This window comes from Plantibacter sp. ME-Dv--P-095 (genome assembly GCF_030209365.1).
GTDB lineage: Bacteria > Actinomycetota > Actinomycetes > Actinomycetales > Microbacteriaceae > Plantibacter.
In genome coordinates, this window is the sequence record NZ_JARVSB010000004.1 from 418,692 (window position 1) to 443,498 (window position 24,807).

Annotated in this window: 20 protein-coding genes; 16 read left to right on the top strand and 4 right to left on the bottom strand. The window is 69.5% G+C overall.

Annotated features, from left to right (window positions below; all coding sequences use genetic code 11):
* Nucleotides 1–11 precede the first annotated feature (11 nt).
* Nucleotides 12–1,049 carry an App1 family protein phosphatidate phosphatase gene (locus QRN26_RS07125; protein ID WP_056006577.1) on the bottom strand — a complete coding sequence of 346 codons (1,038 nt, stop codon included), beginning with the start codon at nucleotides 1,047–1,049 and terminating at the stop codon, nucleotides 12–14.
* A 59-nt stretch (nucleotides 1,050–1,108) separates the two neighbouring features.
* Nucleotides 1,109–1,789, bottom strand: coding sequence for a DedA family protein (locus QRN26_RS07130; protein ID WP_056006574.1), 681 nt, complete (start codon nucleotides 1,787–1,789; stop codon nucleotides 1,109–1,111).
* A 200-nt stretch (nucleotides 1,790–1,989) separates the two neighbouring features.
* On the opposite strand from QRN26_RS07130, the gene QRN26_RS07135 reads away from it, so the two are divergent.
* The 9 genes from QRN26_RS07135 (at nucleotide 1,990) to holA (ending at nucleotide 16,195) form a co-directional block, all read left to right on the top strand.
* Nucleotides 1,990–3,411 (top strand): cytochrome ubiquinol oxidase subunit I, encoded by a 1,422-nt coding sequence (locus QRN26_RS07135; protein ID WP_056011283.1) that lies wholly within the window; start codon nucleotides 1,990–1,992, stop codon nucleotides 3,409–3,411.
* A gap of 9 nt (nucleotides 3,412–3,420) precedes the next feature.
* Nucleotides 3,421–4,425, top strand: a complete 1,005-nt coding sequence (gene cydB, locus QRN26_RS07140; RefSeq protein ID WP_056006571.1) for a cytochrome d ubiquinol oxidase subunit II — start codon at nucleotides 3,421–3,423, stop codon at nucleotides 4,423–4,425.
* Nucleotides 4,426–4,434: 9 nt separating this feature from the next.
* On the top strand, nucleotides 4,435–6,138 hold the full coding sequence (gene cydD, locus QRN26_RS07145; protein ID WP_285036027.1) for a thiol reductant ABC exporter subunit CydD: 1,704 nt from the start codon (nucleotides 4,435–4,437) through the stop codon (nucleotides 6,136–6,138).
* Nucleotides 6,139–6,142: 4 nt separating this feature from the next.
* Nucleotides 6,143–7,801, top strand: coding sequence for a thiol reductant ABC exporter subunit CydC (cydC, locus tag QRN26_RS07150; RefSeq protein WP_350223913.1), 1,659 nt, complete (start codon nucleotides 6,143–6,145; stop codon nucleotides 7,799–7,801).
* Nucleotides 7,801–9,162 (top strand): anthranilate synthase component I family protein, encoded by a 1,362-nt coding sequence (locus QRN26_RS07155; protein WP_285036029.1) that lies wholly within the window; start codon nucleotides 7,801–7,803, stop codon nucleotides 9,160–9,162. Before cydC ends, QRN26_RS07155 begins: the two co-directional genes overlap by 1 nt.
* A gap of 114 nt (nucleotides 9,163–9,276) precedes the next feature.
* Nucleotides 9,277–11,838, top strand: a complete 2,562-nt coding sequence (leuS, locus tag QRN26_RS07160) for a leucine--tRNA ligase (protein ID WP_056006556.1) — start codon at nucleotides 9,277–9,279, stop codon at nucleotides 11,836–11,838.
* 125 nt (nucleotides 11,839–11,963) lie between these two features.
* Complete coding sequence (locus QRN26_RS07165) at nucleotides 11,964–12,665, top strand: ComEA family DNA-binding protein (protein ID WP_285036030.1); 702 nt, start codon at nucleotides 11,964–11,966, stop codon at nucleotides 12,663–12,665.
* 22 nt (nucleotides 12,666–12,687) lie between these two features.
* Nucleotides 12,688–15,114 carry a ComEC/Rec2 family competence protein gene (locus tag QRN26_RS07170; protein WP_285036031.1) on the top strand — a complete coding sequence of 809 codons (2,427 nt, stop codon included), beginning with the start codon at nucleotides 12,688–12,690 and terminating at the stop codon, nucleotides 15,112–15,114.
* Nucleotides 15,115–15,139: 25 nt separating this feature from the next.
* Nucleotides 15,140–16,195 (top strand): DNA polymerase III subunit delta, encoded by a 1,056-nt coding sequence (gene holA / locus QRN26_RS07175; RefSeq protein WP_056006549.1) that lies wholly within the window; start codon nucleotides 15,140–15,142, stop codon nucleotides 16,193–16,195.
* A 177-nt stretch (nucleotides 16,196–16,372) separates the two neighbouring features.
* Here holA and rpsT read toward each other — a convergent pair whose 3' ends face one another.
* A complete protein-coding gene (rpsT, locus tag QRN26_RS07180) occupies nucleotides 16,373–16,633 on the bottom strand; it encodes a 30S ribosomal protein S20 (protein ID WP_056006546.1) in 261 nt (86 codons plus the stop codon).
* Nucleotides 16,634–16,852: 219 nt separating this feature from the next.
* Here rpsT and lepA point away from each other — a divergent pair, with 219 nt between their 5' ends.
* Genes lepA through hemW form a run of 3 tightly spaced genes read left to right on the top strand, consistent with a single transcriptional unit; the run spans nucleotide 16,853 to nucleotide 20,581 of the window.
* Nucleotides 16,853–18,703: a translation elongation factor 4 gene (gene lepA, locus QRN26_RS07185; protein WP_056006543.1), complete on the top strand. Its 1,851-nt coding sequence runs from the start codon at nucleotides 16,853–16,855 to the stop codon at nucleotides 18,701–18,703.
* Complete coding sequence (locus QRN26_RS07190) at nucleotides 18,700–19,344, top strand: DUF1990 domain-containing protein (RefSeq protein ID WP_056006540.1); 645 nt, start codon at nucleotides 18,700–18,702, stop codon at nucleotides 19,342–19,344. The genes lepA and QRN26_RS07190 overlap by 4 nt, the downstream gene beginning before the upstream one ends.
* 10 nt (nucleotides 19,345–19,354) lie before the next feature.
* On the top strand, nucleotides 19,355–20,581 hold the full coding sequence (gene hemW, locus QRN26_RS07195; RefSeq protein WP_056006538.1) for a radical SAM family heme chaperone HemW: 1,227 nt from the start codon (nucleotides 19,355–19,357) through the stop codon (nucleotides 20,579–20,581).
* Between the two features lie 111 nt (nucleotides 20,582–20,692).
* On the opposite strand, the gene QRN26_RS07200 is transcribed toward hemW, so the two are convergent.
* Nucleotides 20,693–21,250 carry a DUF4870 domain-containing protein gene (locus QRN26_RS07200; protein WP_235522547.1) on the bottom strand — a complete coding sequence of 186 codons (558 nt, stop codon included), beginning with the start codon at nucleotides 21,248–21,250 and terminating at the stop codon, nucleotides 20,693–20,695.
* Nucleotides 21,251–21,465: 215 nt separating this feature from the next.
* On the opposite strand from QRN26_RS07200, the gene hrcA reads away from it, so the two are divergent.
* Genes hrcA through QRN26_RS07220 form a run of 4 tightly spaced genes read left to right on the top strand, consistent with a single transcriptional unit; the run spans nucleotide 21,466 to nucleotide 24,807 of the window.
* The gene (hrcA, locus tag QRN26_RS07205; protein WP_056006531.1) at nucleotides 21,466–22,488 is read left to right on the top strand and encodes a heat-inducible transcriptional repressor HrcA; all 1,023 of its coding nucleotides are present in this window, start codon (nucleotides 21,466–21,468) and stop codon (nucleotides 22,486–22,488) included.
* A gap of 54 nt (nucleotides 22,489–22,542) precedes the next feature.
* Nucleotides 22,543–23,664, top strand: a complete 1,122-nt coding sequence (dnaJ, locus tag QRN26_RS07210; RefSeq protein ID WP_056006528.1) for a molecular chaperone DnaJ — start codon at nucleotides 22,543–22,545, stop codon at nucleotides 23,662–23,664.
* 1 nt (nucleotide 23,665) lies between these two features.
* Complete coding sequence (locus QRN26_RS07215) at nucleotides 23,666–24,403, top strand: 16S rRNA (uracil(1498)-N(3))-methyltransferase (protein ID WP_056006525.1); 738 nt, start codon at nucleotides 23,666–23,668, stop codon at nucleotides 24,401–24,403.
* Nucleotides 24,404–24,453: 50 nt separating this feature from the next.
* Nucleotides 24,454–24,807, top strand: a complete 354-nt coding sequence (locus tag QRN26_RS07220) for an HIT domain-containing protein (RefSeq protein ID WP_056006522.1) — start codon at nucleotides 24,454–24,456, stop codon at nucleotides 24,805–24,807.

Below are 24,807 nucleotides of genomic sequence, written 5' to 3' on the forward strand. Positions count from 1 at the left end.
GCGGAGCGCCGTCAGAGCTTGCCGTGGAGCTGGTCGAGCAGTTCCGCGCCGTTCCCGGCGTACACCCAGGGCGCCCCCTCGTGTTGTCCACCGACCTTCGAGCGACCGCCGGCCAGCACCGCCTCGCCGGGGGAGAGCTGACGGATCGCGACGGCGGCGACGCGGTCGGGGTGACGCTCCTCGAAACTGCGGTAAAGCGATTCGTCGTGCTGCCCGTCGTCACCGACGAGGAGCCAGCGCAGCCGCGGGAAGTCCTCGGCGAAGCGGTCGAGGTTGGTCCGCTTGTGCTCGCGTCCGCTCCGGAAGAAGCGGTCGTGGGTCGGGCCCCAGTCGGTGAGGAGCAGGGCCCCTGCGGGGTAGAGGTTGCGGGAGAGGAACCGGGTGAGCGTCGGGGCGACGTTCCAGGCGCCCGTCGAGAGGTAGATGATCGGGGAGCCCGGGTGCTCACGGGCGGTCCGCTCCAAGAAGACGGCCATCCCCGGGACCGGGGTCCGCGCATGCTCGTCGAGGACGAAGGTGTTCCACGCGGCGACCAACGGGCGGGGGAGTGCCGTGACCATCACGGTGTCGTCGATGTCGGACACGATGCCGAACTCGATGTCGTCGCCCACGATGAAGACGGGGGCCTCGACGGGGTCGCTGCCCTCGGAACTCAGGCGGAGGGTGTGCCATCCCGGCGTCAGGGAGACCTGGACCACCGCATCCACCACGCCGCCGCGATCTCCCGTGACCGTGTGGCGTCGGCCGTCGATCTCGACCTCGACGGTGGGGTCCGCGATGCTCAAGGCGAAGAAGCTCTTCCAGCCTCGCACCTTCTGCTGCGGTTTCACGGTGGTCTTGCCGGGTTCCGCCAACACCACTCGTGCGAGGACGCGGATCCACGACGTCGAGCCGTAGCCGGTGAAGGGGATGATCGCCGCCTCGCGCCCATGCCGCCGTGCGCGCCGCTGCCGGCGCAACTGGATGGCGTCCTCCATCCGAGCGGCGAAGTGCCGGATCTGCTGGGCGGCGTCGGATGAGGCCGTTGGACGATCGTCGGGTGCCTTCACCCGTTCAGTCTGTCATGCCGGTGCGTCTGTTCAGCCGCTGGAGCCCGCGGACCGCCGGGTCACTCCGGCGTGGACGCTCCGCCCGGGGATGCCGGATCCTCCTGGTCGAGCATGTGCCGTTCCTCGCTCCGCTGCAGGACCCGCTTGACGATGAGGACGACGACGGCGAACAGCACGATGATCCCGACGAACACGTATCCGGCCCAGTGGAGGCGCTCGGAGAGTTCACGGTAGCTCCCGGCCGCCACCGCACCGACCGAGACGTAGGCGGAGGACCAGATGACACAGGCCGGCAGGGTCCACGAGATGAACCGACGGTACGTCATCGTGCTCATGCCGACCGTCAGGGGGATGAGCGAGTGGAGCACGGGGAGGAACCGTGAGACGAACACCGCGATACCGCCTCGCCGGTCGAGGTATCGCTCCGCTCTGACCCAGTGTCGTTCACCGATCCTGCGGCCGAGCCGACTCGCACGGATGCGCGGACCGAACCATCGGCCGAGGGCGAAGCCGACGGATTCCCCGATGAGTGCACCGGCGATCACGACGAGGATCATCGAGATCCACTGCACCGGACCGACCACGGCGGTGCTGGCGACGATGACGACCGTGTCGCCGGGGACGACGAGACCGACGAGTACGGAGGTCTCGAGCATGATGCCGAGTCCGGCGAGGAGCGTGCGGGTGACGGGGTCGACGCTCTGCACCAGGTCGAGGAGCCAGCCGAGCACGTCGTTCACGGGTCAGAGCCTAGCTCTCGGCCGGGTTCTGAGGCTCTGAAAGCCCTGTGCACGACAGGCGACACGTGTGGTCTGACCACAGGCGCTTTTTGGTGTACCATGGGATTCGACGACACGGATCGAAGCCTCGGGGATGATCAACCCGATCGGGCTGCACCTGCGCCGCCTTCCCTGGATGCCGCGAACATGGAGTGTTCATCGTGAACGATCTTCTCGACCCGCTACTGCTGTCCCGCTGGCAGTTCGGCCTCACCACCGTCTACCACTTCATCTTCGTGCCGCTCACCATCGGCATGGCGGTGACGGTCGCCGGGTTCCAGACCGCCTGGGTCCGGACGGGCAAACTGCACTACCTGCAGTTGACCCGCTTCTTCGGCAAGATCTTCCTCATCAACTTCGCCATGGGCGTCGTGACCGGGATCGTGCAGGAGTTCCAGTTCGGCATGAACTGGTCCACCTACTCGCGGTTCGTCGGCGACGTCTTCGGTGCGCCACTGGCACTGGAAGGCCTGCTCGCGTTCTTCCTCGAGGCCACGTTCATCGGACTCTGGATCTTCGGCTGGGACAAGCTCTCACCGAAGCTCCACCTCGCGACCATCTGGATCGTCGCGCTCGGCACCGTGCTCTCGGCCTACTTCATCATCGCCGCGAACGCCTTCATGCAGAATCCGGTCGCCTACCGGATCAACGAGGAACGCGGCCGGGCCGAGCTCACCAACATCTGGGAGCTCCTGACCAACAAGGTCGCGCTCGCCGCCTTCCCGCACACGATCTTCGCCTGCTTCATGGTCTCGGCCGCCGTCATCATCACCGCCGCCGCCTGGCACCTGGCCCGCGGTCAGCACGTCGAGATGATGCGGCCCGCGCTGAAGGTCGGTGCCTGGAGCATGCTCATCGCCGGTGGAGCCACGATGCTCGCCGGCGACCAGCTCAGCCTGGCGATGGTCGAGACGCAGCCGATGAAGATGGCCGCAGCCGAGGCCATGTACAACACCTCGACCGGCGCGGACGCCTCGTTCTCGATCTTCACGCTCGGTACCCCGGACGGCGTCCACGAGCTCTTCTCGATCAGGATCCCGTACCTGCTCTCGTTCCTCTCGACCCACACCTTCGACGGCACCGTGGAAGGCATCAACGACCTGCAGGCGCAGTACACGCAGCTCTACGGCCCCGGCGACTACTCGCCGGTCATCTGGGTCACCTACTGGGCCTTCCGCTGGATGATCGGCCTCGGGCTCGCCTCCATGCTCGTGGCGGCCGCAGGCCTCTGGTTCACCCGGAAGGGCCGCGAGCCGAAGCGCTGGATGTGGCGGGTCGCCGTGTGGGCCGTGCCGATGCCGTTCCTCGCGATGACGATGGGGTGGGTCTTCACCGAGATGGGCCGTCAGCCCTGGATCGTCTTCAGCCTGCTGAAGACCGAGGATGCCGTCTCGCCGAACACCACCGGTCTCGACGTGCTGATCTCGCTCATCGCCTTCACCGTCGTCTACGGCTCCCTGCTGGTCGTCGAGTTCGGGCTGTTGAAGAAGACCATCACCGCCGGACCGGATGCCATCGAGATGTCCCCGCCCGACGACGACGGCGTGCAGAAGCCCGCCGCCCCGGCAACCACGGTCTACTAGGAGCGCATCATGGACCTCACGATTCTCTGGTTCTGGATCATCGCCGCCCTGTTCGTCGGATACTTCGTGCTCGACGGGTTCGACTTCGGCGTCGGAATGACGATCCCCTTCCTCGGCAAGGACGAGACCGACCGCCGGATGCTCATCAACACGATCGGGCCGGTCTGGGATCTGAACGAGACCTGGCTGATCGTCGCCGGCGCGAGCCTGTTCGCCGCCTTCCCGGAGTGGTACGCGACCCTGTTCAGCGGGTTCTACCTCCCGCTGCTGTTCATCCTGCTCGCCCTCATCGTCCGCGGGGTGTCGTTCGAATACCGGCACCAGCGTCCCGAAGCGTCCTGGAAGCGGCGGTTCGACCTCATGATCATCGTGGGGTCGGCGCTCCCGGCCTTCCTCTGGGGCGTCGCGTTCGCGAACATCATCCAGGGCGTGCCGCTCGACGCCGACCACAACTTCACGGGCACGCTCTTCACGCTGCTCAACCCGTACGGGATCCTCGGTGGTCTCACCACGCTGGTGCTCTTCTTCGCACACGGGGCCGTCTTCGCCTCGCTGAAGACCGAGGGCGACATCCGTGAACGCGCCCGTCGTCTCGCGAGCCGTGCGGGCCTCCTCGCCATCGTGTTGGCCGCCTCGTTCCTCGGATGGACCGTCCTCGCGCACTTCTCGCTGCCGGTCCTCATCCTCGCGGCGATCGCCGCGGTGTCGCTGATCAGCGCCTGGTTCGCGAACAGCCGTGGGCTCGAGGGACGAGCCTTCGCGCTCATGGCGGTGACGGTCGCCGCCGCGGTGCTGACCCTGTTCACCGCGCTGTTCCCCGCCGTCATGCCGGCGAGCAACGACCCCGCGAACAGCCTGACGATCGCGAACGCGTCCTCCACGGAGTACACGCTCACGGTGATGTCCTGGACGGCCCTGATCTTCCTCCCGCTCATCCTCGCCTATCAGGGGTGGACCTACTGGGTGTTCCGGAAGCGCATCACCCGTCAGCACATCGAAGCGGCCGCGCACTAACCTGTCATCGTGCGCCCCCTCGATCCGCGACTGCTCCGCTATGCCCGGGGAGCCAGGTCGGTCCTGGCCCTCGGCGCGGTCATCGCCCTGGTGCAGACCGCATGCACGCTCGGCTTCGCCTGGTTCGTCGCGCAGCTGGTGTCCCGCTCGATCGCCGGCGATCCGATCGAAGATCTGCTGCCGTCGCTGTGGCTGCTGATCGGCATCGTGGTCCTCCGTTCGGCAGCGGTCCTGGCTGCGGACGCCGTGAACGCCCGCGGCTCCGCCGTGGTCCGGAGCGAGTTGCGGCGCGCGCTCGTCGGAGCATTCGAGGCGCTCGGTCCCGGCTGGGTCTCCCGGCGGAGCTCAGCGGCGCTCACCACGGTGGCGGGCCGTGGCTTGGACGCGCTGGACGCGTACTTCGGCCGGTACGTGCCGCAACTCATCCTCACTGCCATCGCGATGCCGATCATCGCAGCGGTCATCTTCCTGCAGGACCCGATCAGCGGGATCACGGTCATCGTGACCCTGCCCCTCATCCCCGTCTTCATGATCCTCATCGGGTTCGCGACGCAGGCGGTGCAACGACGCCAGTGGGACACCCTGGCGCATCTGTCGCGCGGATTCCTCGAACTCGTCGCGGGCATGGCGACCCTGAAGCTCTTCGGCCGGCAGCATCGACAGGTGGCGCGGGTCCGGTCGGTGACGGAGGAGTACCGCGTCGAGACCATGAAGGTGCTGCGGTTCTCGTTCATGAGCGGGTTCGCCCTCGAACTCCTCTCGAGTCTCGCGGTCGCCGTGGTGGCCGTCGGCATCGGGCTCAGGCTCCTCGACGGCTCGCTGCTCCTCGGCACCGGGCTCTTCGTCCTCATCCTCGCCCCGGAGGCCTTCCTGCCGCTGCGGAACGTCGGCGCGAACTACCATGCCGCGGCGGAGGGGGTCACCGCGGCCGAAGAGGTCTTCGAGATCCTCGACGAGGCGGCGCTGTCCGAGCAGGCCACCCCGGGCGCGTCCGCACGGTCGGTGTCGACGGCGGGTCACCGGACGCAGTCGGCACCGGGCCTGCTGCTCCACGGGCTGGACGTCCGGTACGGCGACCAGGTGGTGCTCGATGCACTCGACGCCTCGTTCCCCGCCGGGACGATGACCGCGGTCGTCGGGCCCAGCGGTGCGGGGAAGACGAGTATGGCCTCCGCGATCCTCGGCTTCGTCGAGACCGGTGGAACGATCCGGCATGACGGCGTCGAGGTGTCGCCCACGTCCGCAGACCGACCTTGGTTGTCGTGGGCAGGCCAACGTCCCGCCCTCATCGCGGGGACCGTCGGCGGCAACGTGGCACTCGGCGACGAGACGCCCGACGACGCGCTCGTCGCCCGATCGCTCTCGAGGGTCGGACTGTCCACACTTCCGCTCGAGCACCCGATCGGTGCGGTCGGCGACGGGGTCAGCGGTGGGCAGGCGCAGCGGATCGCGATCGCGCGGGCGTTGTACCGCCTGGCGCGCACCCCCGCCGCCGCCGGGACGCCCGTCCTGCTCCTCGACGAGCCGAGTTCGGCCCTCGACTCCGCGTCCGAGGCGCTCGTGATCGACGCCGCGCGTGAGGCCGCCCACGCCGGAGCAGTTGTCATCGTCATCACGCACCGCCCCATGATCAGCGAACGCGCCGATGCCGTGCTGGAGATCCCCGTGCGTGCCTCGCGTGCCCACGATGAGCCGGCGGTGCTCCATGGATGAGCGCGTGAAGCAGATCATCCGCCTGGCGCAACCGCCGGTGCGACGCTTCCTCCCAGGGCTCCTCGCCGGCATCCTCTCCGCCGGAGCAGCCGTCGCCCTCCTCGCCTCCAGCGCGTTCCTCATCACCAAGGCCGCCGAGCAACCGTCGATCGTCGAGCTCGGCGTCGCCGTCGTCGGCGTCCGTGCGTTCGCCCTCGCCAGGGCGTCGTTCCGGTACCTCGAACGACTGCTCAGCCACGACGCGGCCTTCCGCCAGTTGTCGCAGTTGCGCGCCGGCATGATCGAGCGGGTCATCCCCGTGGCCCCGGACGGCCTGCAGCTCACCGGGCGAGGGGATCTGCTCACACGACTCGTGACCGACGTCGACGAGCTGCAGAACGTGCCGTTGCGCGTCGTCCAGCCGCTGGTGGTGTCGGGCGTCATCGCCGGTGCCGCGGTCATCCTGACGACCGCGCTGCTTCCGGCAGCGGGGATCGCCTTGGCGGTGTGCCTCATCGTCGCGTTCCTCGTGTCCTGGCTGCTGGTCAGTCGTGTGGCCGCGCGAGCCGAACGCGACCTGGCTCCACTGCGCGGCACGCTGTCGGAAGCGCTCCTGGAACTCGTCACCGGATTGGACGTGTTGACGGCGTACGGTGCTGTGGGGGCCGCACGGGCCAGGATCGAGCGGGCGGACGCTGCGCTGACGCGCGCGATGGTCCGGCGGGCGGCCGGAGCCGGTGTTGCCGGGGCCGTGCTTGCGCTCGCCTCGGGCTCAGCCGTCGTCGCGGCCCTGGGGGCGGGTATGCCGGCCCTCGGCTCGATCGGCGGACCCGCGCTCACGGTGGTCGTGCTCGTTCCACTCGCCGTCTTCGAGGTCTGTTCGATGGTGCCGCTCGCCTTCGGCGCCTGGCGCGAGGCGGTAGCCAGCGCCGAACGGGTCGCCGAGGCGGTCCCGAGCACCCGTCCCGAGGAGATCCCGGACGAGGACGCCGGCATCGCCGAGCTACCGGCGTCCGACGGGGTCCTGCTCGAGGTCGAGCACCTGAGCGCGCGCTGGCCGGGCGATGCGCGGCCCGCTCTTGCACCGATCAGCTTCCGGCTGTCGGCGGGGGATCGCCTCCTCGTCGAGGGCGACAGCGGCGCGGGGAAGACCACGCTCGCTCACGTGCTCGTCCGCTTCCTCGAGTACGAGGGCCGGTATCGCGTCGGAGGGGTGGAGGCCCGCGAGATCCGCGCGGACACACTCCGTGAGACGGTCGGTCTCGTCGAACAACGACCGTTCCTGTTCGACGCGGACATCCGTCAGAACCTGCTCTTCGCCCGTGACACGGCGGACGACGCAGCCCTCGAGTCGGTGTTGGAGCGGGTCGGGCTCTCGTCCTGGCTGGCGGAGCGCGGCGGACTCGACCGGCCGGTCGGGGAACACGGGGCCCTCGTGTCCGGGGGACAGGCGCAACGGATCGCCCTTGCTCGGGCGCTCCTCCGCGAGTTCCCCGTGCTCGTCCTCGACGAGCCGACGGCCAACGTCGATCCCGAACGGGCGAATGCGCTCCTGGAGGACCTGCTCGGCGCCGCGGGTTCGGACGGCCGTGCCGTCGTCGTGATCTCCCACACCCCGGTACCGGCAGCGCTGCTGACCGACCGACTCCGGATCGTCGCCCCGCCGCTGGCGACGTTCCGGTGATGCCGACGCCTCGGGAGCGACGACAGCTCGTGCTGCCGAGCTGGTCTGAGCCGGAGGACGTCTTCCGTCGGGTGTTCGTCGACGAACCGTGGGCGTGCTGGTTGGACTCCGGGCCGGGGGCGGAGACCGGCGTCAGCCTGATGGGACGAGGCGCGGAGCGGCTCGTCGCCGATGCGGTCCTCGGCACGGTGGAACACGTGAGCGTCGCGTCGCACTCGACCGTCCGTCGGGGGTCGCTGCTGGAGTCCCTCCGCGCGCTCCGCGCAGACGCGCCAGAGGATCCGGGTGACTGGGTGGGGTGGTTCGGCTACGAGTTCGGGGCCGGACTCGTCGGCGCTCCGGCTCGCGAGACCTCCGTCCCCGCCGCGTCGATGATGCGCCTCGACGACCAGGTGCGGTTCGACCACGCTGCGCGGACGGTGACCATCTCCTCGGCCGATCCCGCTTGGCTCGCGTGGGCAGCTGAGCGGGTGCAGGACCGGTCGCCGCTGCCGCAGCTGGCGCCCACGGCCGGCGGGGTCTGTATGCCGCGCCACGCGGACCCGGCGTACGTCCGGCTCGTCGGGGCCTGCCAGGAGCACATCAGGCGTGGCGACGCCTACCAGCTCTGCCTGACCAACACCCTCCGGGTCGACGGCGTCCACGATCCGCTCGCCACCTACCTCCGTCTCCGGGCGATGAGCCCGACCCACCACGGCGGTCTCCTCCGCTTCGGGCAGCTGTCCCTCGCGAGTTCCTCGCCGGAGCAGTTCCTCGAGGTCTCCGCGGGCGGCCGGGTGCGGACCAGACCGATCAAGGGGACACGTCCGCGCGGCGCGGACCCGGTGGACGACGCGCGGCAACGCGCGGAGCTGCTCGCCAGTCCGAAGGAACGGGCGGAGAACCTCATGATCGTCGACCTGATGCGCAACGACCTCTCGCGAGTGTGCGAGCTCGGCTCGGTCGCGGTCACCGCCCTCCACCAGGTGGAGAGCTACCCGCAGGTGCATCAGCTGGTGAGCACCGTCGAGGGTCGACTCCGATCGGGGCTCGACGCGCTCGACGTCGTCGAGGCCGCGTTCCCGGCCGGCTCCATGACGGGCGCGCCCAAGCGGCGGGCCATGGAACTGCTCCATGACCTCGAGGCGGGACCACGTGGCGTGTACGCGGGGGCCTTCGGGCTGCTGTCCGCGGACGGATCGATGGATCTCGCGATGGTCATCCGCTCCATCGTCATCAATCCGGACGGCGCTTCGATCGGCACGGGTGGCGGCATCACGGCGCTCTCCGTCCCCGAGGAGGAGCTGGAGGAGACCTGGACCAAGGCGGCTGCTCCGCTGAGGGCCCTCGGCGTCGGACGGCCGGAGCCGGAATCCCGGTAGGCTTGACCGTTGGACGGAGCGCCGGCGTGCGCTCCAACCCGCCCATCCTGCGGCCGACCGCCGTGCGAGCAACCCACGGGTTCCACCCCAGCACCTGCAGTGATTGAGAGTGACGTGTCAGACGAGCGCAACACCGAGGACCGCCGCGACGGCGAGCGGTACGACTTCCAGGCGATCCAGGAGAAGTGGCTTCCCGTCTGGGACGAGCTGAAGCCTTTCGCCACCGCCGATCCGGCCGACAAGCGTCCCCGGAAGTACGTCCTCGACATGTTCCCCTACCCCTCCGGCGACCTCCACATGGGTCATGCGGAGGCCTTCGGCTTCGGCGACATCGTGGCGCGTTACTGGCGCCACCAGGGATTCAACGTGCTGCACCCGATCGGTTGGGACTCCTTCGGCCTCCCCGCCGAGAACGCGGCGATCCAGCGCGGCGTCGACCCGCGCGAGTGGACGTACGCGAACATCGCCCAGCAGAAGGCGAGTTTCCGCCAGTACGGCCCGTCGTTCGACTGGGACCGTGAGCTGCACACCAGCGACCCCGAGTACTACCGCTGGAACCAGTGGCTGTTCCTCCAGCTGTTCGAGAAGGGCCTCGCGTACCGCAAGGCGAGCCCCGTCAACTGGTGCCCGAACGACCAGACCGTGCTCGCGAACGAGCAGGTCGTCGACGGTCACTGCGAGCGCTGCGGCGCCGAGGTGACGAAGAAGAAGCTCACCCAGTGGTACTTCCGCATCACCGACTACGCCGACCGCCTGATCGACGACCTCAACCAGCTCGAGGGCACCTGGCCGTCCAAGGTCCTCAGCATGCAGCGGAACTGGATCGGTCGTTCGAACGGTGCCGACGTCGCGTTCAGCATCGAAGGCCGCGACGAGCCGGTGTCCGTGTACACCACGCGTCCCGACACCCTGTACGGCGTGACGTTCATGGTCGTCGCGCCCGACTCGGAGCTGGCCGCCGAGCTGGTCGCCGACGCCTCCGACGAGGTCAAGGGACGGTTCCAGTCCTACCTCGACAGCGTCAAGGGTGAGAGCGAGATCGCGCGTCTCGCGACCGACCGGCAGAAGACCGGCGTCTTCCTCGAGCGGTACGCCGTCAACCCGCTGAGCGGGGAGCGTCTGCCGATCTGGGCCGCCGACTACGTCCTCGCCGACTACGGGCACGGCGCGATCATGGCGGTTCCCGCGCACGACCAGCGCGACCTCGACTTCGCCCGAGCCTTCGACCTGCCCGTGCGCGTCGTGGTCGACACCACCCAGCCCGTGACGGGTGCCATCCCGATCATCGTCGACGGCGAACTGCCCGAGGACCTGCCGTCGATCGATCCCGCGAAGACGGGTGTCGCGCTCACCGGCGAGGGACGCCTGACGAACTCCGGCCCCTTCGACGGTCTGAGCAAGTCGAACGCCATCCCGAAGGTGACGGCCGCGCTCGCGTCGAGCGGTCTCGGAGCGAAGACGAAGAACTACCGTCTGCGCGACTGGTTGATCTCCCGGCAGCGCTACTGGGGGACGCCGATCCCGATCATCCACTGCGAGGCCTGCGGTGAGGTGCCGGTGCCCGAGGACCAGCTGCCGGTGCGTCTGCCGGATGCCGCCGGGCTCGACCTGCGTCCGAAGGGCATGAGCCCGCTGGCCGCGGCTGAGGACTGGATCAACGTGGACTGCCCGTCGTGCGGGAAGCCTGCGAAGCGGGACTCCGACACGATGGACACCTTCGTCGACAGCTCCTGGTACTTCCTGCGGTTCCTGAACCCGACCTCGGACGAGATCGCGTTCGACCCGAAGGAGGCCGACAAGTGGGCTCCGGTCGACCAGTACGTCGGCGGCGTCGAGCACGCCATCCTCCACCTGCTGTACTCGCGATTCATCACGAAGGTCCTCTTCGACCTCGGCAAGGTGGGCTTCACCGAGCCGTTCAGTGCCCTGCTCAACCAGGGCATGGTCATCCTCGACGGCTCCAAGATGAGCAAGAGCAAGGGCAACCTCGTGGAGTTCGCGCAGGAGCTGCGGTCCTACGGAGCCGACGCACTGCGTGTCACGATGGCGTTCGCCGGACCTCCGGAGGACGACATCGACTGGGCCGACGTCTCGCCGGCGGGGTCGGCGAAGTTCCTGGCACGTGCCTGGCGCGTGGCGCACGACGTCACCAGCTCGCCCGACGTCGCCTGGAAGGACGGCGACGAGAAGCTGCGCAAGCTGACGCACCACTTCCTGGCCGAGGCTCCCGGGCTCATCGAAGCGGGCAAGTTCAACGTCGTCGTCGCGCGGCTCATGGAGCTCGTCAACGCGACTCGGAAGGCGATCGACGGTGGCCCCGGTGCCGGCGACCCTGCCGTGCGCGAATCCGCAGAGGTGACCGCCATGGCGCTCGACCTGTTCGCGCCGTTCACGGCCGAGGACATGTGGGCCAAGCTCGGCTACCAGCCGTCGATCTCGCTGGTGCCGTGGCGGAAGGCCGACCGGTCGCTGCTCGTCGAGGATCAGGTGACGGCTGTCGTCCAGGTCGACGGCAAGGTCCGCGACCGGCTCGAGGTGTCGCCGAAGATCTCCGGCGAGGAGCTCGAGCAGCTCGCTCGCGCCAGCGCTGCCGTGCAACGTTCCGTGGGTGACCGCGAGATCGTCAACGTCGTGGTCCGTGCCCCGCGCGTGGTGAGCATCGCCACGAAGGGCTGACGCGGTTCGGGGCGGGTCTCTCGGCTCGCCCCGAGCCCGCTCCACAGGGACCTCGACGGCGCGCTCCATGCCCGGAGCGAGGACGAGCGACGGGGGAGGTGCGCCCCGACTCGTAGCGTTCGAGGATGACCAGCGATCAGGCTCCCGCATCCCCGCAGATGCCGTCCGGGCGTCCATCGGCCTTTGCCCGCCTCCGACGACGGCCGCGGCCCGAGTTCCGAGCCGGAGCCGCCGTGGTCCTGGTGATCGCAGCGCTTGTGGTCGCGATCGTCGTGTCGACGCTCAGTTCTGGTGGCGCGGTCCGGACCATCGGCGGCGCGGAGCTCTCGGCCGACACCGGCTCGGCGCCCGCGTCCTCAGCCGGCGCGACGGCTCCGTCGACGACCACCACCGGTGAGCTTTACGTCCACGTCCTCGGAGCCGTCGCCGCTCCCGGGGTCTATCGCCTTCCGGGTGGTTCCCGCGCGTTCGACGCCGTGGCGTCCGCCGGCGGACTCCTCCCGGACGCCGACACGACCGCGGTCAACCTCGCGCGGTTCGTGAACGACGGGGAACAGCTGCACGTGCCCGTCATCGGTGAGGTACCGACCGGGGGAGCGGTGAACGGTGCAGGCGCCGGGAGCCCGTCCGGTGGGCAGCTCGTCAATGTGAACTCGGCCTCGGCCTCGGAGCTGACCGCGCTGCCGCGTATCGGTGAGGCCCTGGCGGAACGGATCGTGGCTTGGCGCGAGGCGAACGGTCCGTTCGCGACGCTCGACGATCTCAGCGCGGTGGAGGGCATCGGGACGAAGACGCTGGAGGGGTTGCGTGCGGCGGCCACCGTCTGACGTGGCCCGCGGTCGCTGACCCGTGGGTGAACGCGACGGCGCCGCGTCAACGTGGCCCCGGATGCTCGTCCCGGCGGCGGTCACCTGGATCGGGGCCGCGATCTGCTGTGGGATGCCCGGCGCGGCATGGGGGACGGCGCTGGTCGCGTTCGTGACCGCGACGCTCTGCCTCGTCTGCGCCGTGTCGATCCAGCGGCGTGGAGCCGACGCGGCGACACGTGCCGCCGGTCAGGGGGAGATCTGGGCGACGATGCTCCTGCTGGGAGCGTGTTGCGCGGCGACGCTCGGCCTCGTGACCGCCTCCGTCGCCGCGCACGCGCCCGATCGTCAGCCCGCGGCCTTGCGGGCGCTCGGGTCCTCGCGGGTGACCGCCGAGGTCGTGGTGACCGCTGACGCGGTCCCGTCGGGTACCGCCTCCTCGGGGTCGTCCATCCGGTTCGCCGCCGACCTCGTGTCGGTGTCGCACGGACGGGTGCTGCAGGAGTCCTCCGTGCCCGTCCTCGTGTTCGCGCCGGCTGAGGCGGACCGATCCCCGCGGGTCGGCGAGCGGTGGCGGATCACGGGAGCGTTGCGATGGAACGCTCCCGGCGATGCGCGCGCCGCGTTGGTGTTCGTGCGCGATCCGCCGACGCGACTGGAGGAGACCCCTGCCGCCCTCGGCTGGTCGACGTCGCTCCGGTCCGGGCTCATCGAGCTCGCCGGCTCGCTTCCTGGGCCGGGTGGTGAGCTCCTACCCGGTCTCGCCATCGGCGACGTCAGCCAGGTCGGCGACGAGGTGACCGGCTGGATGCAGCAGAGTTCCCTGTCACATCTGACGGCCGTGTCCGGCGCGAACTGCGCCGTCATCGTCTGGTTGATCAGCTCAGCGGTCGCGGCGCTCGGAGGAGGACGGGCGCTCAGGATCAGCTGCGCGCTCCTCGCACTCACGGCGTTCGTGGTCCTCGTCACGCCGCAGCCGAGCGTGCAGCGGGCGGCGCTCATGGCCGCGTTCGTCCTGCTGATGGGCGGCTTCGGACGACCGCTCCGGGGCCTCGCCGCACTGGCTCTCGCCGTGATCGTGCTGCTCGTGAACGATCCCTGGTTGGCAGGACAGTACGGGTTCGGCCTGTCGGTGCTCGCGACCGGCGGGCTCCTGCTGCTCAGCGGCCCACTCACGGACCTCCTCGCCCGCTGGTTGCCGCGACGGATCGCGGCCCTGATCGCGATCCCGGCGGCCGCGCAACTCGCCTGCCAACCGATGCTCGTCCTGCTGGATCCGAGCATCCAACTCGGCGGTGTCCCGGCCAACCTGCTGGCCGGTCCGGCGGCCGCACCGTCCACGTTGCTCGGGCTCCTCGCCTGCCTCCTCGCCCCGGTGTCGACGCCACTCGCGATGTCGGTCGCCTGGCTCGGGTGGGTGCCGGCCAGCTGGATCGCCGCGGTCGCGCGGTGGTTCGCGGGGATCCCCGCGGCGCGGGTCCCGTGGCCGGAGGGGCCCCTGGGCGTCGTGCTCGTCACGATCCCGACGCTCCTCATTGCCATCCTCCTCCTGCGCGGGCGCGAGCTTTCGGCCGGATGGAGGAGGGCGATCGCCGTGGTGGTGGTGCTGTCACTGGTCGTGTTGTGCGGTCGAACGGTGGGGGTCGGTCTCGGCACCGCCTTGCACCGCCCAGGTGACTGGACGATCGCTGCCTGCGACGTCGGACAAGGCGACGCCGTGCTGCTCCGACAGGGCGGTTCCACCGCGCTGGTCGACGTGGGACCGGACCCGGAGCCGCTCCGGTCCTGCCTCGACGGACTGGGCGTCACCCGGATCGATCTGCTCGTCCTCACGCACTACGACCTCGACCACGTCGGCGGGCTCGAGGCCGTCGTCGGTCTGGTCGACCACGCCCTCGTCGGGCCGGTGGACGATCCGGCGGACGAGCGCATCGGGCGGGTCCTGCGAGACGCCGGCGCGGAGGTGCGGCAGGCGGCGGCCGGCGACCAAGGTCTCCTCGGGGATCCGCAGACCGGCGCCCCGTGGCAGGTGCTGTGGCCGGATCCCGCTGCCGGCGGCATCGAACCGGGCAACGACGCGAGTGTGGTGGTCCGGTTCGACCTCGCGGCCGCCTCGGTCCTGCTGCTGGGCGATCTCGGTGCCGAGGCACAGGACCGACTCCTCGGTCGACACACCCTCGGGCAGGCGATCGACGTCGTCAAGGTGTCCCATCACGGGTCGGCCGATCAGAGCGAGCGCCTGGCGCGTTCGGTCGCAGCGAGCGTGGCGCTCGTGTCGGTCGGCGCCGACAACGGCTACGGGCACCCGACGCGTTCCGCCCTGGACCTCTACGCGGGCACCGGCGCCGAGATCCTGCGGACGGACGAGTCGGGCACGATCCTGCTCGCGCCGGGGGAGGCCGGGGCGTTCCGGGTTTGGTCGGAACGTGCCGGAGCCGCCGACCCGACCGGCGTCGGCGGCCGCCGGTAGACTCGGACGGTCGAGAGGAGCCGCTGTGGCTGCACCACGTTCCGCCGGTCGCGGTAAGGCCAAGACGGCCGCCAAGGCCTCCGCGGCGATCCCCCAGCTCGGTTGGTCGGAGATCCGGCCGGCCCCGATCGTGCTCGTCTCCGGCACCGAATCCTTCCTGGCCGAACGTGCCATCCGCCGCCTGCGCGACTTCCTCGTCTCCGAGGACCCCTCGCTCGAGGTCAACGACGTCGCCGCAGACAGTTATGCGCCGGGGGAACTCCTCACGGTCGCGAGCCCCTCCCTGTTCGGCGAGCCGCGGCTCGTCCGCGTCAGTCAGGTCGAGAAGTGCTCCGACCAGTTCCTCACCGAGGCCATCCGCTACCTCGAGGCACCACCGGAGGGCGCGTACCTCGTGCTGCGGCACAACGGCGGCGTGCGGGGCAAGAAGCTGCTCGACGCGATCCGTTCCGGGACCGGAGGCGGTGTGGAGATCGTCTGCACCGAGCTCAAGCGCGACAGCGACAAAGCGGACTTCGCTGCCGCGGAGTTCAAGGCGGCGGGCCGACGGATCACTCCACAGGCGTTGCGCGCACTCGTCGGGGCGTTCTCCGACGACCTCGCCGAGCTCGCCGCGGCGTGCAGCCAACTCATGGCCGACGCGTCGGCGGAGATCACCGAGCAGACGGTGGACAAGTACTATGGCGGCCGCGTGGAGACGAGCGCCTTCGACGTGGCCGACGCCGCGATCGGAGGGCGCCACGGTGAGGCCTTGCTCGCCCTCCGTCAGGCGCTCGACTCCGGCGCCGACCCCGTTCCGATCGTGGCCGCCTTCGCGATGAAGATCCGCACGATGGCCAAGGTGTCGTCGGCCCGCGGTGGCTCCGGTCAGATCGCACAGCAGTTCGGCCTGGCTCCCTGGCAGGTCGACCGAGCCCGCCGAGACCTGTCCGGGTGGACGGACGCGGGAATCGGCCGTGTCGTGCAGATGCTCGCCGAGACCGATGCCGGGGTGAAGGGCGCGACCCGCGACCCGGTGTTCGCGCTCGAGCGCCTCGTCGGCGTCATCGCCGCGCGCGGCGTCGATCCGGCCGCGCGGTAGCCGGTCACGCTCGACGCGCCGCCGATCGGGCTGCCCTTCGACAAGCTCAGGGACCGGCACTGGCTTCAGGGAGCGGGGCGGGCTTCATGGGCCGCGGCTGGTTCGATGCGGGTTGCCCGGCAACGCGAAAGGCCCCGCACGTTCCGAAGAACGCCGGGGCCTTGCAGCTGGTGTCGCTTAGAGCGCGTTGACCTGCTTGGCGATGGCCGACTTGCGGTTCGCTGCCTGGTTCTGGTGGATGACGCCCTTGCTCACGGCCTTGTCGAGCTTCTTCGCGGCGAGCTTGAGAGCGGACTCGGCCTGAGCCTTGTCGCCGGCGACGACGGCCTCGCGCGTGGCGCGGATGGCGGTCTTCAGCTGGCTCTTGACGGCCTTGTTGCGCTCGTTGGCCTTCTTGTTGGTGCCGATGCGCTTGATCTGCGACTTGATGTTTGCCACGTTGGGTCAACTTTCGGTTCGAGGAAATGATGTTCGGTGCCGTCGGACGGAAGAGGGCGTCTTCAAGCGAGTTCTCGTGTGGTCTCAACTCACACGCAAGCCAACAGGCAACATTACCAGTCAGGCCGAGTTCTGGCAATCCAGGGTACCGCAGCGCGGGTGCTCTCCGCCGTGGGACAATGAGGGTTGCCCGATTCCACCCCTGACCCCGAGGAACGCGTGAGCCCCCAAGCAGTGAAGGCCCTCGAGCCGGCATCGACCGACCCGGCGTTCATCCGGAACTTCTGCATCATCGCCCACATCGACCACGGCAAGTCGACGCTGGCGGACCGCATGCTGCAGATCACGGGTGTGGTGTCGGACCGCGACATGCGGGCGCAGTACCTCGACCGCATGGACATCGAGCGCGAGCGTGGCATCACGATCAAGAGCCAGGCCGTCCGGATGCCGTGGTCGTTGAACGGTGAGACCTTCGCGCTCAACATGATCGACACCCCCGGGCACGTGGACTTCACCTACGAGGTCTCCCGATCGCTCGCCGCCTGCGAGGGCGCGATCCTCCTCGTCGACGCCGCGCAGGGTATCGAGGCGCAGACGCTCGCGAACCTCTACCTGGCGCTTGAGAACGATCTCGAGATCATCCCGGTGCTCAACAAGATCGACCTGCCGGCCGCGGACCCCGACAAGTACGCTAAGGAACTCGCCAGCCTGATCGGTGGTCGACCGGAGGACGTGTTGCGCGTCTCCGGCAAGACGGGCATGGGCGTCGAGGAACTCCTCGACCGGGTGGTCGGCCGCATCCCGAACCCCACCGGCGACCCGGACGCACCGACGCGCGCCATGATCTTCGACTCCGTCTACGACACCTACCGCGGCGTCGTGACCTACGTCCGGATGATCGACGGCCAGCTGAGTCCACGCGAGCGCATCCAGATGATGTCGACCCGCGCCGTACACGACCTCCTCGAGATCGGCGTCAGCTCACCGGAGCCGACGCCCACCAAGGGGCTGGGCGTCGGTGAGGTCGGCTACCTCATCACTGGCGTGAAGGACGTCCGGCAGTCGAAGGTCGGCGACACCGTGACGACGGCGGTCAAGCCGGCGACGGACGCCCTGCCCGGCTACACGGATCCGAAGCCGATGGTGTTCTCCGGTCTGTATCCGATCGACGGCAGCGACTACCCGATCCTGCGCGACGCGCTCGACAAATTGAAGCTCTCCGACGCCTCGCTGAACTACGAGCCGGAGACCTCGGTCGCCCTCGGCTTCGGGTTCCGCGTCGGTTTCCTCGGGCTGCTGCACCTCGAGATCGTCACCGAGCGGCTCCAGCGCGAGTTCGACCTCGACCTCATCGCCACGGCCCCGTCGGTCACCTACGAGGTGAAGACCGAGGACAAGCAGGTCGTCACCGTCACGAACCCGAGTGAGTTCCCGTCGGGCAAGATCCTCGAGGTCTCCGAGCCCATGGTGAAGGTGGGCATCCTCGCGCCGAAGGACTATGTCGGCACCATCATGGAGCTCTGCCAGAGCCGCCGTGGCGCGCTCCTCGGCATGGAGTACCTGGGCGAGGACCGCGTCGAACTCCGGTACACGATGCCGCTCGGTGAGATCGTCTTCGACTTCTTCGACCACCTGAAGAGCCGCACGCAGGGCTACGCCTCGCTCGACTACGAGCCCTCCGGCCAGCAGGCCGCGGATCTCGTGAAGGTCGACATCCTGCTCCAGGGCGATCAGGTCGACGCGTTCAGTGCCATCGTGCACCGCGAGAAGGCTTATGCCTACGGCGTGCTCATGACCGAGCGGCTGAAGAAGCTGATCCCTCGGCAGCAGTTCGAGGTCCCGATCCAGGCGGCGATCGGTGCGCGCATCATCGCCCGCGAGTCCGTCCGTGCGATGCGCAAGGACGTCCTGGCCAAGTGCTACGGCGGTGACATCACCCGCAAGCGGAAGCTCCTCGAGAAGCAGAAGGAGGGCAAGAAGCGTATGAAGATGGTCGGCAAGGTCGAGGTGCCCCAGGAGGCGTTCATCGCGGCGCTCTCCGGGGACGTCGAGACGAAGGACAAGAAGTGACCGCCCGACGCAGTTCGTTCGAGGACGAGGCCGTCGACTACGCGGCGGTCGGCGCGACGCAGCGCAGCGACCTCATGCAGTACCCGCCGGAGGGCTACGTGCCCTCGGAGGACGAGTTCCGACTCGGCAGCGGGGAGGAACGGTTCGCCCTGGCGACCACGGCGCTGCTCACCTGGGGACTGCACCGGGCGAGCGGCGTCGAGATCACCGACGTGCACCCGGGGACGGGCGTGCAATACGGCGGCATCGCCTTCGCGGAGGACGGCACCCCGCTGGAGCCGATCGAGACGCACGAGGAGCAGCGGTTCGCCGAGGACGGTACGCCGTTCATCACGCCGGGAACGACGGTCGTGTTCGCGGGTGCCGTCGGCGGGGAACCGCTCGCGGGCCCGCACCGGGTCATCTCGGTGACCGAGGAGCCGGGGCACGTCAGCCTGGCCATCGGCACGATGGACGGCGACCCCGAGAGCGGCGAGCAGTCCTTCACGATCGAACAGCGTGAGGACGACTCCGTCTGGATCGTGGTGCGCTCCTTCTTCCGCCCGACGAAGGGCGCCGCGAAGCTCGTCGGCTCGAAGCGCCGTCGGAAGACCATGAACGACGCCTACCTGCGCGCACTCCTGCCGTCGCGCGGCCTCTGAGCGACGGATCGTGCCGAGCGCGCTTCCCCTCGCCGATCCGGCGCCGTCCGACGGGCTGCTGCCGGAGTCGGCCGCCGTCGGTGCCCACGAGCGTGCGTTCGGTGTCTACCTGCACGTGCCGTTCTGCCGGGTGCGCTGCGGGTACTGCGACTTCAACACCTACACGTCGACGGAACTCCGCGGCGCGAAACAGTCCGACTACGCCGACGAGGCGGTGGCCGAGATCCGCTTCGGACGCGGCGTGCTGGAGGCGTCCGGCGTCCCCGACCGCGAGGTCTCCACAGTCTTCTTCGGGGGAGGCACCCCGACCCTGCTGCCGGCGGACGACCTGGTCCGCATGCTGCGTGGTGTGACCGACTCCTTCGTCCTCGCGCCCGGCGCCGAGGTGACGACGGAGGCGAACCCGGATTCCGTCGACGCCGCGTACCTCCAGACGCTGGCGGACGCCGGCTTCACCCGCGTCTCGTTCGGCATGCAGTCTGCGGTGCCGAGCGTCCTGGCGACGCTCGAACGAACGCACGACCCGGCCCGGGTGCCGCTAGTGGTGCAGTGGGCGCGCGACGCCGGTCTCGGCGTCAGCCTCGACCTCATCTACGGGACGCCGGGGGAGACGCTCGCCGACTGGCGGGTCTCACTCGAGACCGCCATCGCCTGCGCCCCAGACCATGTGTCGGCCTATTCGCTCATCGTCGAGCCCGGCACGAAGCTCGCCCGCCAGATCCGTTCCGGCGTGGTCGGCACGCCCGACGAGGATCTGCAGGCCGACATGTACGAGCTCGCCGACGACCTCCTGACCGCAGCCGGATACGGCTGGTACGAGGTCAGCAACTGGGCCACGTCCGACGCTCACCGCTCCCGGCACAACCTGTCCTACTGGACGGGTGAGGACTGGTGGGGTGTCGGTCCCGGCTCCCACAGCCACGTCGGCGGGGTGCGCTGGTGGAACGTCAAGCACCCGGCGGCCTACGCCCAGCGCATCGCGGCTGACGAGTCGCCCGCCGCCGGTCGCGAGACCCTCGACGACGAGACCCGCGAACTCGAACGCATCCTGTTGCTCACCCGGACGCGCGACGGCATCCCGATCCGCACCCTCGCCCCCGAGGCGCGAACCGCCGTCGCGGGGCTCATCGCCGAGGAGCTCGTCGATGCGCGGCAGGCGCTCCTCGGCCGCCTCGAGCTCACGCGACGCGGTCGACTCCTCGCCGACGCCGTCGTCCGTCGACTCGTCGGCGACTGACGCGGTCCGGGCGCGTCCCGGCCGGGAGACCGTCGGACGGCGTCAGACCGCCGGAAGACCGACAGCCCCGACCGGCGGACCGGACGGGGCTGTCGAGTGGGGCTCGGAGGATCAGGCCTTGATGAACTGGATCGTGAGCGGGTAGCTGTACAGCTCGCCCTTGTTCGCCTTGATCGCGGCGATGATGCTGAAGACGATCACGACGATGTACACGGCGATGATGACGAGGATGCCGACCACGACGATCGTGAGGATCGAGCCGACCACGAGCGCGATCAGCATCGTCAACTGGAAGTTGAGCGCGGTGAGCGTGTGGGCCTTGATGAACGGCCCGCGGTCCTTGAGCGCCAGGTAGCCGATCAGCGGCGGGATGAACCCGAAGAAGATCCCACCGATGTGGATGAGGGTCGACCAGAGCTTCTCGTCGGACGGGCTCATGGGCTGCGCGACGGGGTAGGGCTGCTGGTACTGCGGAGCGCCGGCGGGCGGCGGCGGGTAGGAACCGGCACCGGGCGGCGGCGGCGCGTAGCCACCGGCGGGCGGCGGCGGGTAGGAGCCTGCCGGCGGCTGGTGAGGAGCTGCGGGCGGGGGCGTCGCGCCGTCTCCTGCAGGCGGAACCGACCCGCCCTTGGCAGGGTCGACGGGCGGTTGAGCGTTCGGATCGGACATCTTCGCACCTTTCACGGAGAGTGATATTCAATTGGTCCAGCAGAGCGTATCGCACCAGGTGTCGCGGAAACGGGACCCACGCCTGTCGCCAACGGTATTCCTGGGCCGCCACGGCGCGCAAGGGATGCCTTCCGGTGGGCCGCGATATGATTGGCAGTCAGGGTGTTCGAGTGCTGACGGTCGGTGTTCGGCGGAGACGAGGAGAGGGGTTCGCCATGGTGTCGGATCGCGGTCTCGAGGTCCTCCGGGTCATCGTCCAGGACTACGTCGCGTCGCGTGAGCCGGTCGGATCGAAGACGATCGTCGATCGTCACTCCTTCGGCGTCTCGGCGGCCACCATCCGGAACGACATGGCCCAGCTCGAGGACGAGGAGCTCATCGCCGCGCCCCACACCTCCTCGGGGCGCGTCCCGACGGACAAGGGCTACCGCATGTTCGTCGACCACCTCGCCGACCGGCGTCCCCTGAACAATGCACAACGGACGGCGATCGAGACGTTCCTCGGCGCCTCCGGCGACCTCGACGAGGTGCTCCACCGCACGGTGAGGCTCCTGTCGCAACTCACGAACCAGGTCGCGCTCGTCCAGTACCCCATGTTCTCCCGTGCCCGCGTCCGGCACCTCGAGCTCGTGAGCGTCACGCCGAACCGGGTGCTCGCCGTCATCATCCTCGACAACGGCCGGGTGGAGCAGCGTCTCATCGAGACGGAGCGGCCGGTCGACGACGACCTCATCGCGCGCCTCCGCGGTGCGTGCAACGAGGCGGTCGCCGGACGCCCCCTCCTCGACGCCCACGACGCCCTCGGCGACGTCCCCGACACGATCGCCGAACTCGACCGGTCCTCGGCGGTCCGCATCGTCGACGCGGTGCGCGAGCAGCTCTCGGCCCAGCGCCAGGACCGCCTCGTGATGGCGGGCGCCGCGAACCTCGCTCGCACGGAGGACGACTTCCCGGGCAGCATCTACCCGGTGCTCGACGCGATCGAGCAGCAGGTGGTCCTCCTCAGACTCTTCGGCGAGATGGAGTCGGAGCGGGACGGGGTCGTCGCCAGCATCGGGCGGGAGAACGCGTCGTTCGGCCTCGAGACGACGAGTGTCGTCGCGGGGAACTACCGTTCCTCTGGTGGCGAAATCGCCCGCCTCGGCGTGCTCGGCCCCACGAGAATGGACTACGCGAGCAACATGGCGGCGGTCCGAGCCGTCGCCAGATACCTCTCGCGCATCCTCGACGCCGAGTGACGCCTCCTCGTCGCGTCCACCAACACCTTCCGCACCTCGAACGAAAGGCCCTCAGTGGCTGACTACCCCGACCACTACGCAGCCCTCGGCGTCGCCAAGGAGGCGACGCCCGAAGAGATCAAGAAGGCCTACCGCCGCCTCGCGCGCGAGCTGCACCCCGACGTCAACCCGGGATCCGACGCCTCGGAACGGTTCAAGGAGGTCACGCACGCCTACGACGTGCTCAGTGACCCCAAGCAGCGCCAGCAGTACGACCTGGGTCCGCAGGCGGGTGGGTTCGGTGGCGGCGACGCCGGCTTCAGTGGGTTCGGCGACATCTTCGACACCTTCTTCGGCGGTGGCGGCCAGCAGCGCGGCCCGAAGTCGCGTCGCTCGCGCGGCGAGGACGCCCTCCTCCGCGTCGAGCTCGACCTCGACGAGGTCATCTTCGGCACCCACCGCGACCTCGAGGTCGACACCGCGGTGCTCTGCGGCACCTGCAACGGCTCCTGCTGCCAGCCGGGCACCTCGCCGGTCACCTGCGACATCTGCCACGGCACCGGTTCCATCCAGCGCGCCGTCCGCTCGCTGCTCGGGAACGTCATGACCTCGGCACCCTGCGGCACCTGCCGTGGCTACGGGACGATCATCGCGACCCCGTGTGTCACCTGCCAGGGGCAGGGACGCCTTCGCGCCCGTCGCACCGTGTCGGTCGACATCCCGGCCGGTGTCGACACCGGTCTGCGGCTGCAGATGCCCGGGAGCGGCGAGGTCGGTCCGGCCGGAGGCCCCAACGGCGACCTCTACCTCGAGATGAAGGTCAAGCACCACGACGTCTTCAGCCGCGACGGCGACGACCTGCTGTGCACGCTGGAGGTCCCGATGACGGACGCCATCTTCGGGCGCCACGTCACGGTCCACGCACTCGACGGAGACGTCGAGGTGGAACTGCGTCCGGGCGTCCAGAGTTCCGAGGTCATCACGGTCAAGGACCGCGGCGTGACCCGGCTCCGCGGCAACAGTCGCGGCGATCTCAAGATCGGCGTCCAGGTCGTCACCCCGACCAAGCTCGACCACCGCGAGCGGGAACTCATCAAGAGCTTCGCCTCGGGCAGGCGTCAGGGTCCTCCTGCGCTGGCGCAGTTCCAGCAGGGCCTGTTCGCGAAGATCCGCGACCGTTTCCACGGCGTCGGTTGAGATGAGCTCGCTGTACGTCCGCGAGGACCTCGAATCGACCGGCGTCGGCGACTCGGTCACCCTCCGGGGGCCGGAGGCGAAGCACGCCGTGTCGGTCAGCCGATTGCGGGTGGGGGAGACGACGTCGATCGGCAACGGTCGCGGACTGATCGCCACGGGAACCGTCGTCCGGAGCGAACCGGGCGAGCTCGAGATGCGCGTCGAGTCGGTGGTCGTGCATCCGGAGAACCGTCCGGCACTCGTGCTCGTGCAGGCGCTGGCCAAGGGCGATCGCGACGAACTCGCCATCCAGGCGGCGACCGAGCTCGGGGTCGACCGGATCATCCCTTGGGGTGCTGAGCGCAGCATCTCCCGCTGGCAGGGCGAGAAGGCGAGCAAGGGCCGAGCCCGCTGGCAGCTGATCGTGCGCGAGGCGGCCAAGCAGTCGATCCGCGCCCGGGTGCCCGAGGTGTCCGAGGTCGTCGACGCGCGTGGCCTCGCCGCCCATGCCGACGGACGGACCGTACTCGTCCTGGAGCCCACGGCCGCGCTCAGCCTGACGGACCTCGACCCGTCGACCTTCGACACCGACGAGGTGGTGCTCGTCGTCGGCCCCGAGGGCGGGATCTCGCCCGCCGAGCTCGAGCGACTCGTCGACGCCGGCGCGGTCGCCGTGCGGATCGGCTCGGGTGTGCTGCGCACCTCGACGGCGGGGCCGGCGGCGATCGCAGCGGTGAACGTGCTGCTCGGCCGCTGGTGACCCGGGTCCAGCCCGCGCAGGACGCCGCTGCGAACCTTAGACTGGTGGGCATGAGTGAAGCACCGTCCGTTTTCAGCCGCATCGTGTCCGGGGAGATCCCGACGACCCTCCTCGCCGAGACCGATCGGGTGATCGCCTTCGCCGACATCAACCCCCAGGCGCCGGTGCACCTGCTGGTCGTCCCGAAGACCGCCGAATACCGCGATGTCGTGGCACTGGCGGCCGGCGACCCCTCGCTGCTCGCCGAGATGGTCGAGGTCGCGTCGTCGCTCGCACAGGAACACACGGGCGGCGACTTCCGCCTGGTCTTCAACACCGGTGAGACCGCGGGCCAGACGGTCTTCCACGTGCACGCGCACGTCCTCGGCGGTTCCCTCCAGGAGGGCTCCCTTGGCGGAGCCTGA

Excerpts from the sequence above, each read along its gene's own strand:
- cydB (WP_056006571.1), top strand. The coding sequence starts at position 3,421 with ATGGACCTCACGATTCTCTGGTTCTGGATCATCGCCGCCCTGTTCGTC.
- QRN26_RS07155 (WP_285036029.1), top strand. The coding sequence starts at position 7,801 with ATGCCGACGCCTCGGGAGCGACGACAGCTCGTGCTGCCGAGCTGGTCT.
- QRN26_RS07165 (WP_285036030.1), top strand. The coding sequence starts at position 11,964 with ATGACCAGCGATCAGGCTCCCGCATCCCCGCAGATGCCGTCCGGGCGT.
- QRN26_RS07200 (WP_235522547.1), bottom strand. The coding sequence starts at position 21,250 with ATGTCCGATCCGAACGCTCAACCGCCCGTCGACCCTGCCAAGGGCGGG.
- hrcA (WP_056006531.1), top strand. The coding sequence starts at position 21,466 with ATGGTGTCGGATCGCGGTCTCGAGGTCCTCCGGGTCATCGTCCAGGAC.
- QRN26_RS07215 (WP_056006525.1), top strand. The coding sequence starts at position 23,666 with ATGAGCTCGCTGTACGTCCGCGAGGACCTCGAATCGACCGGCGTCGGC.
- QRN26_RS07220 (WP_056006522.1), top strand. The coding sequence starts at position 24,454 with ATGAGTGAAGCACCGTCCGTTTTCAGCCGCATCGTGTCCGGGGAGATC.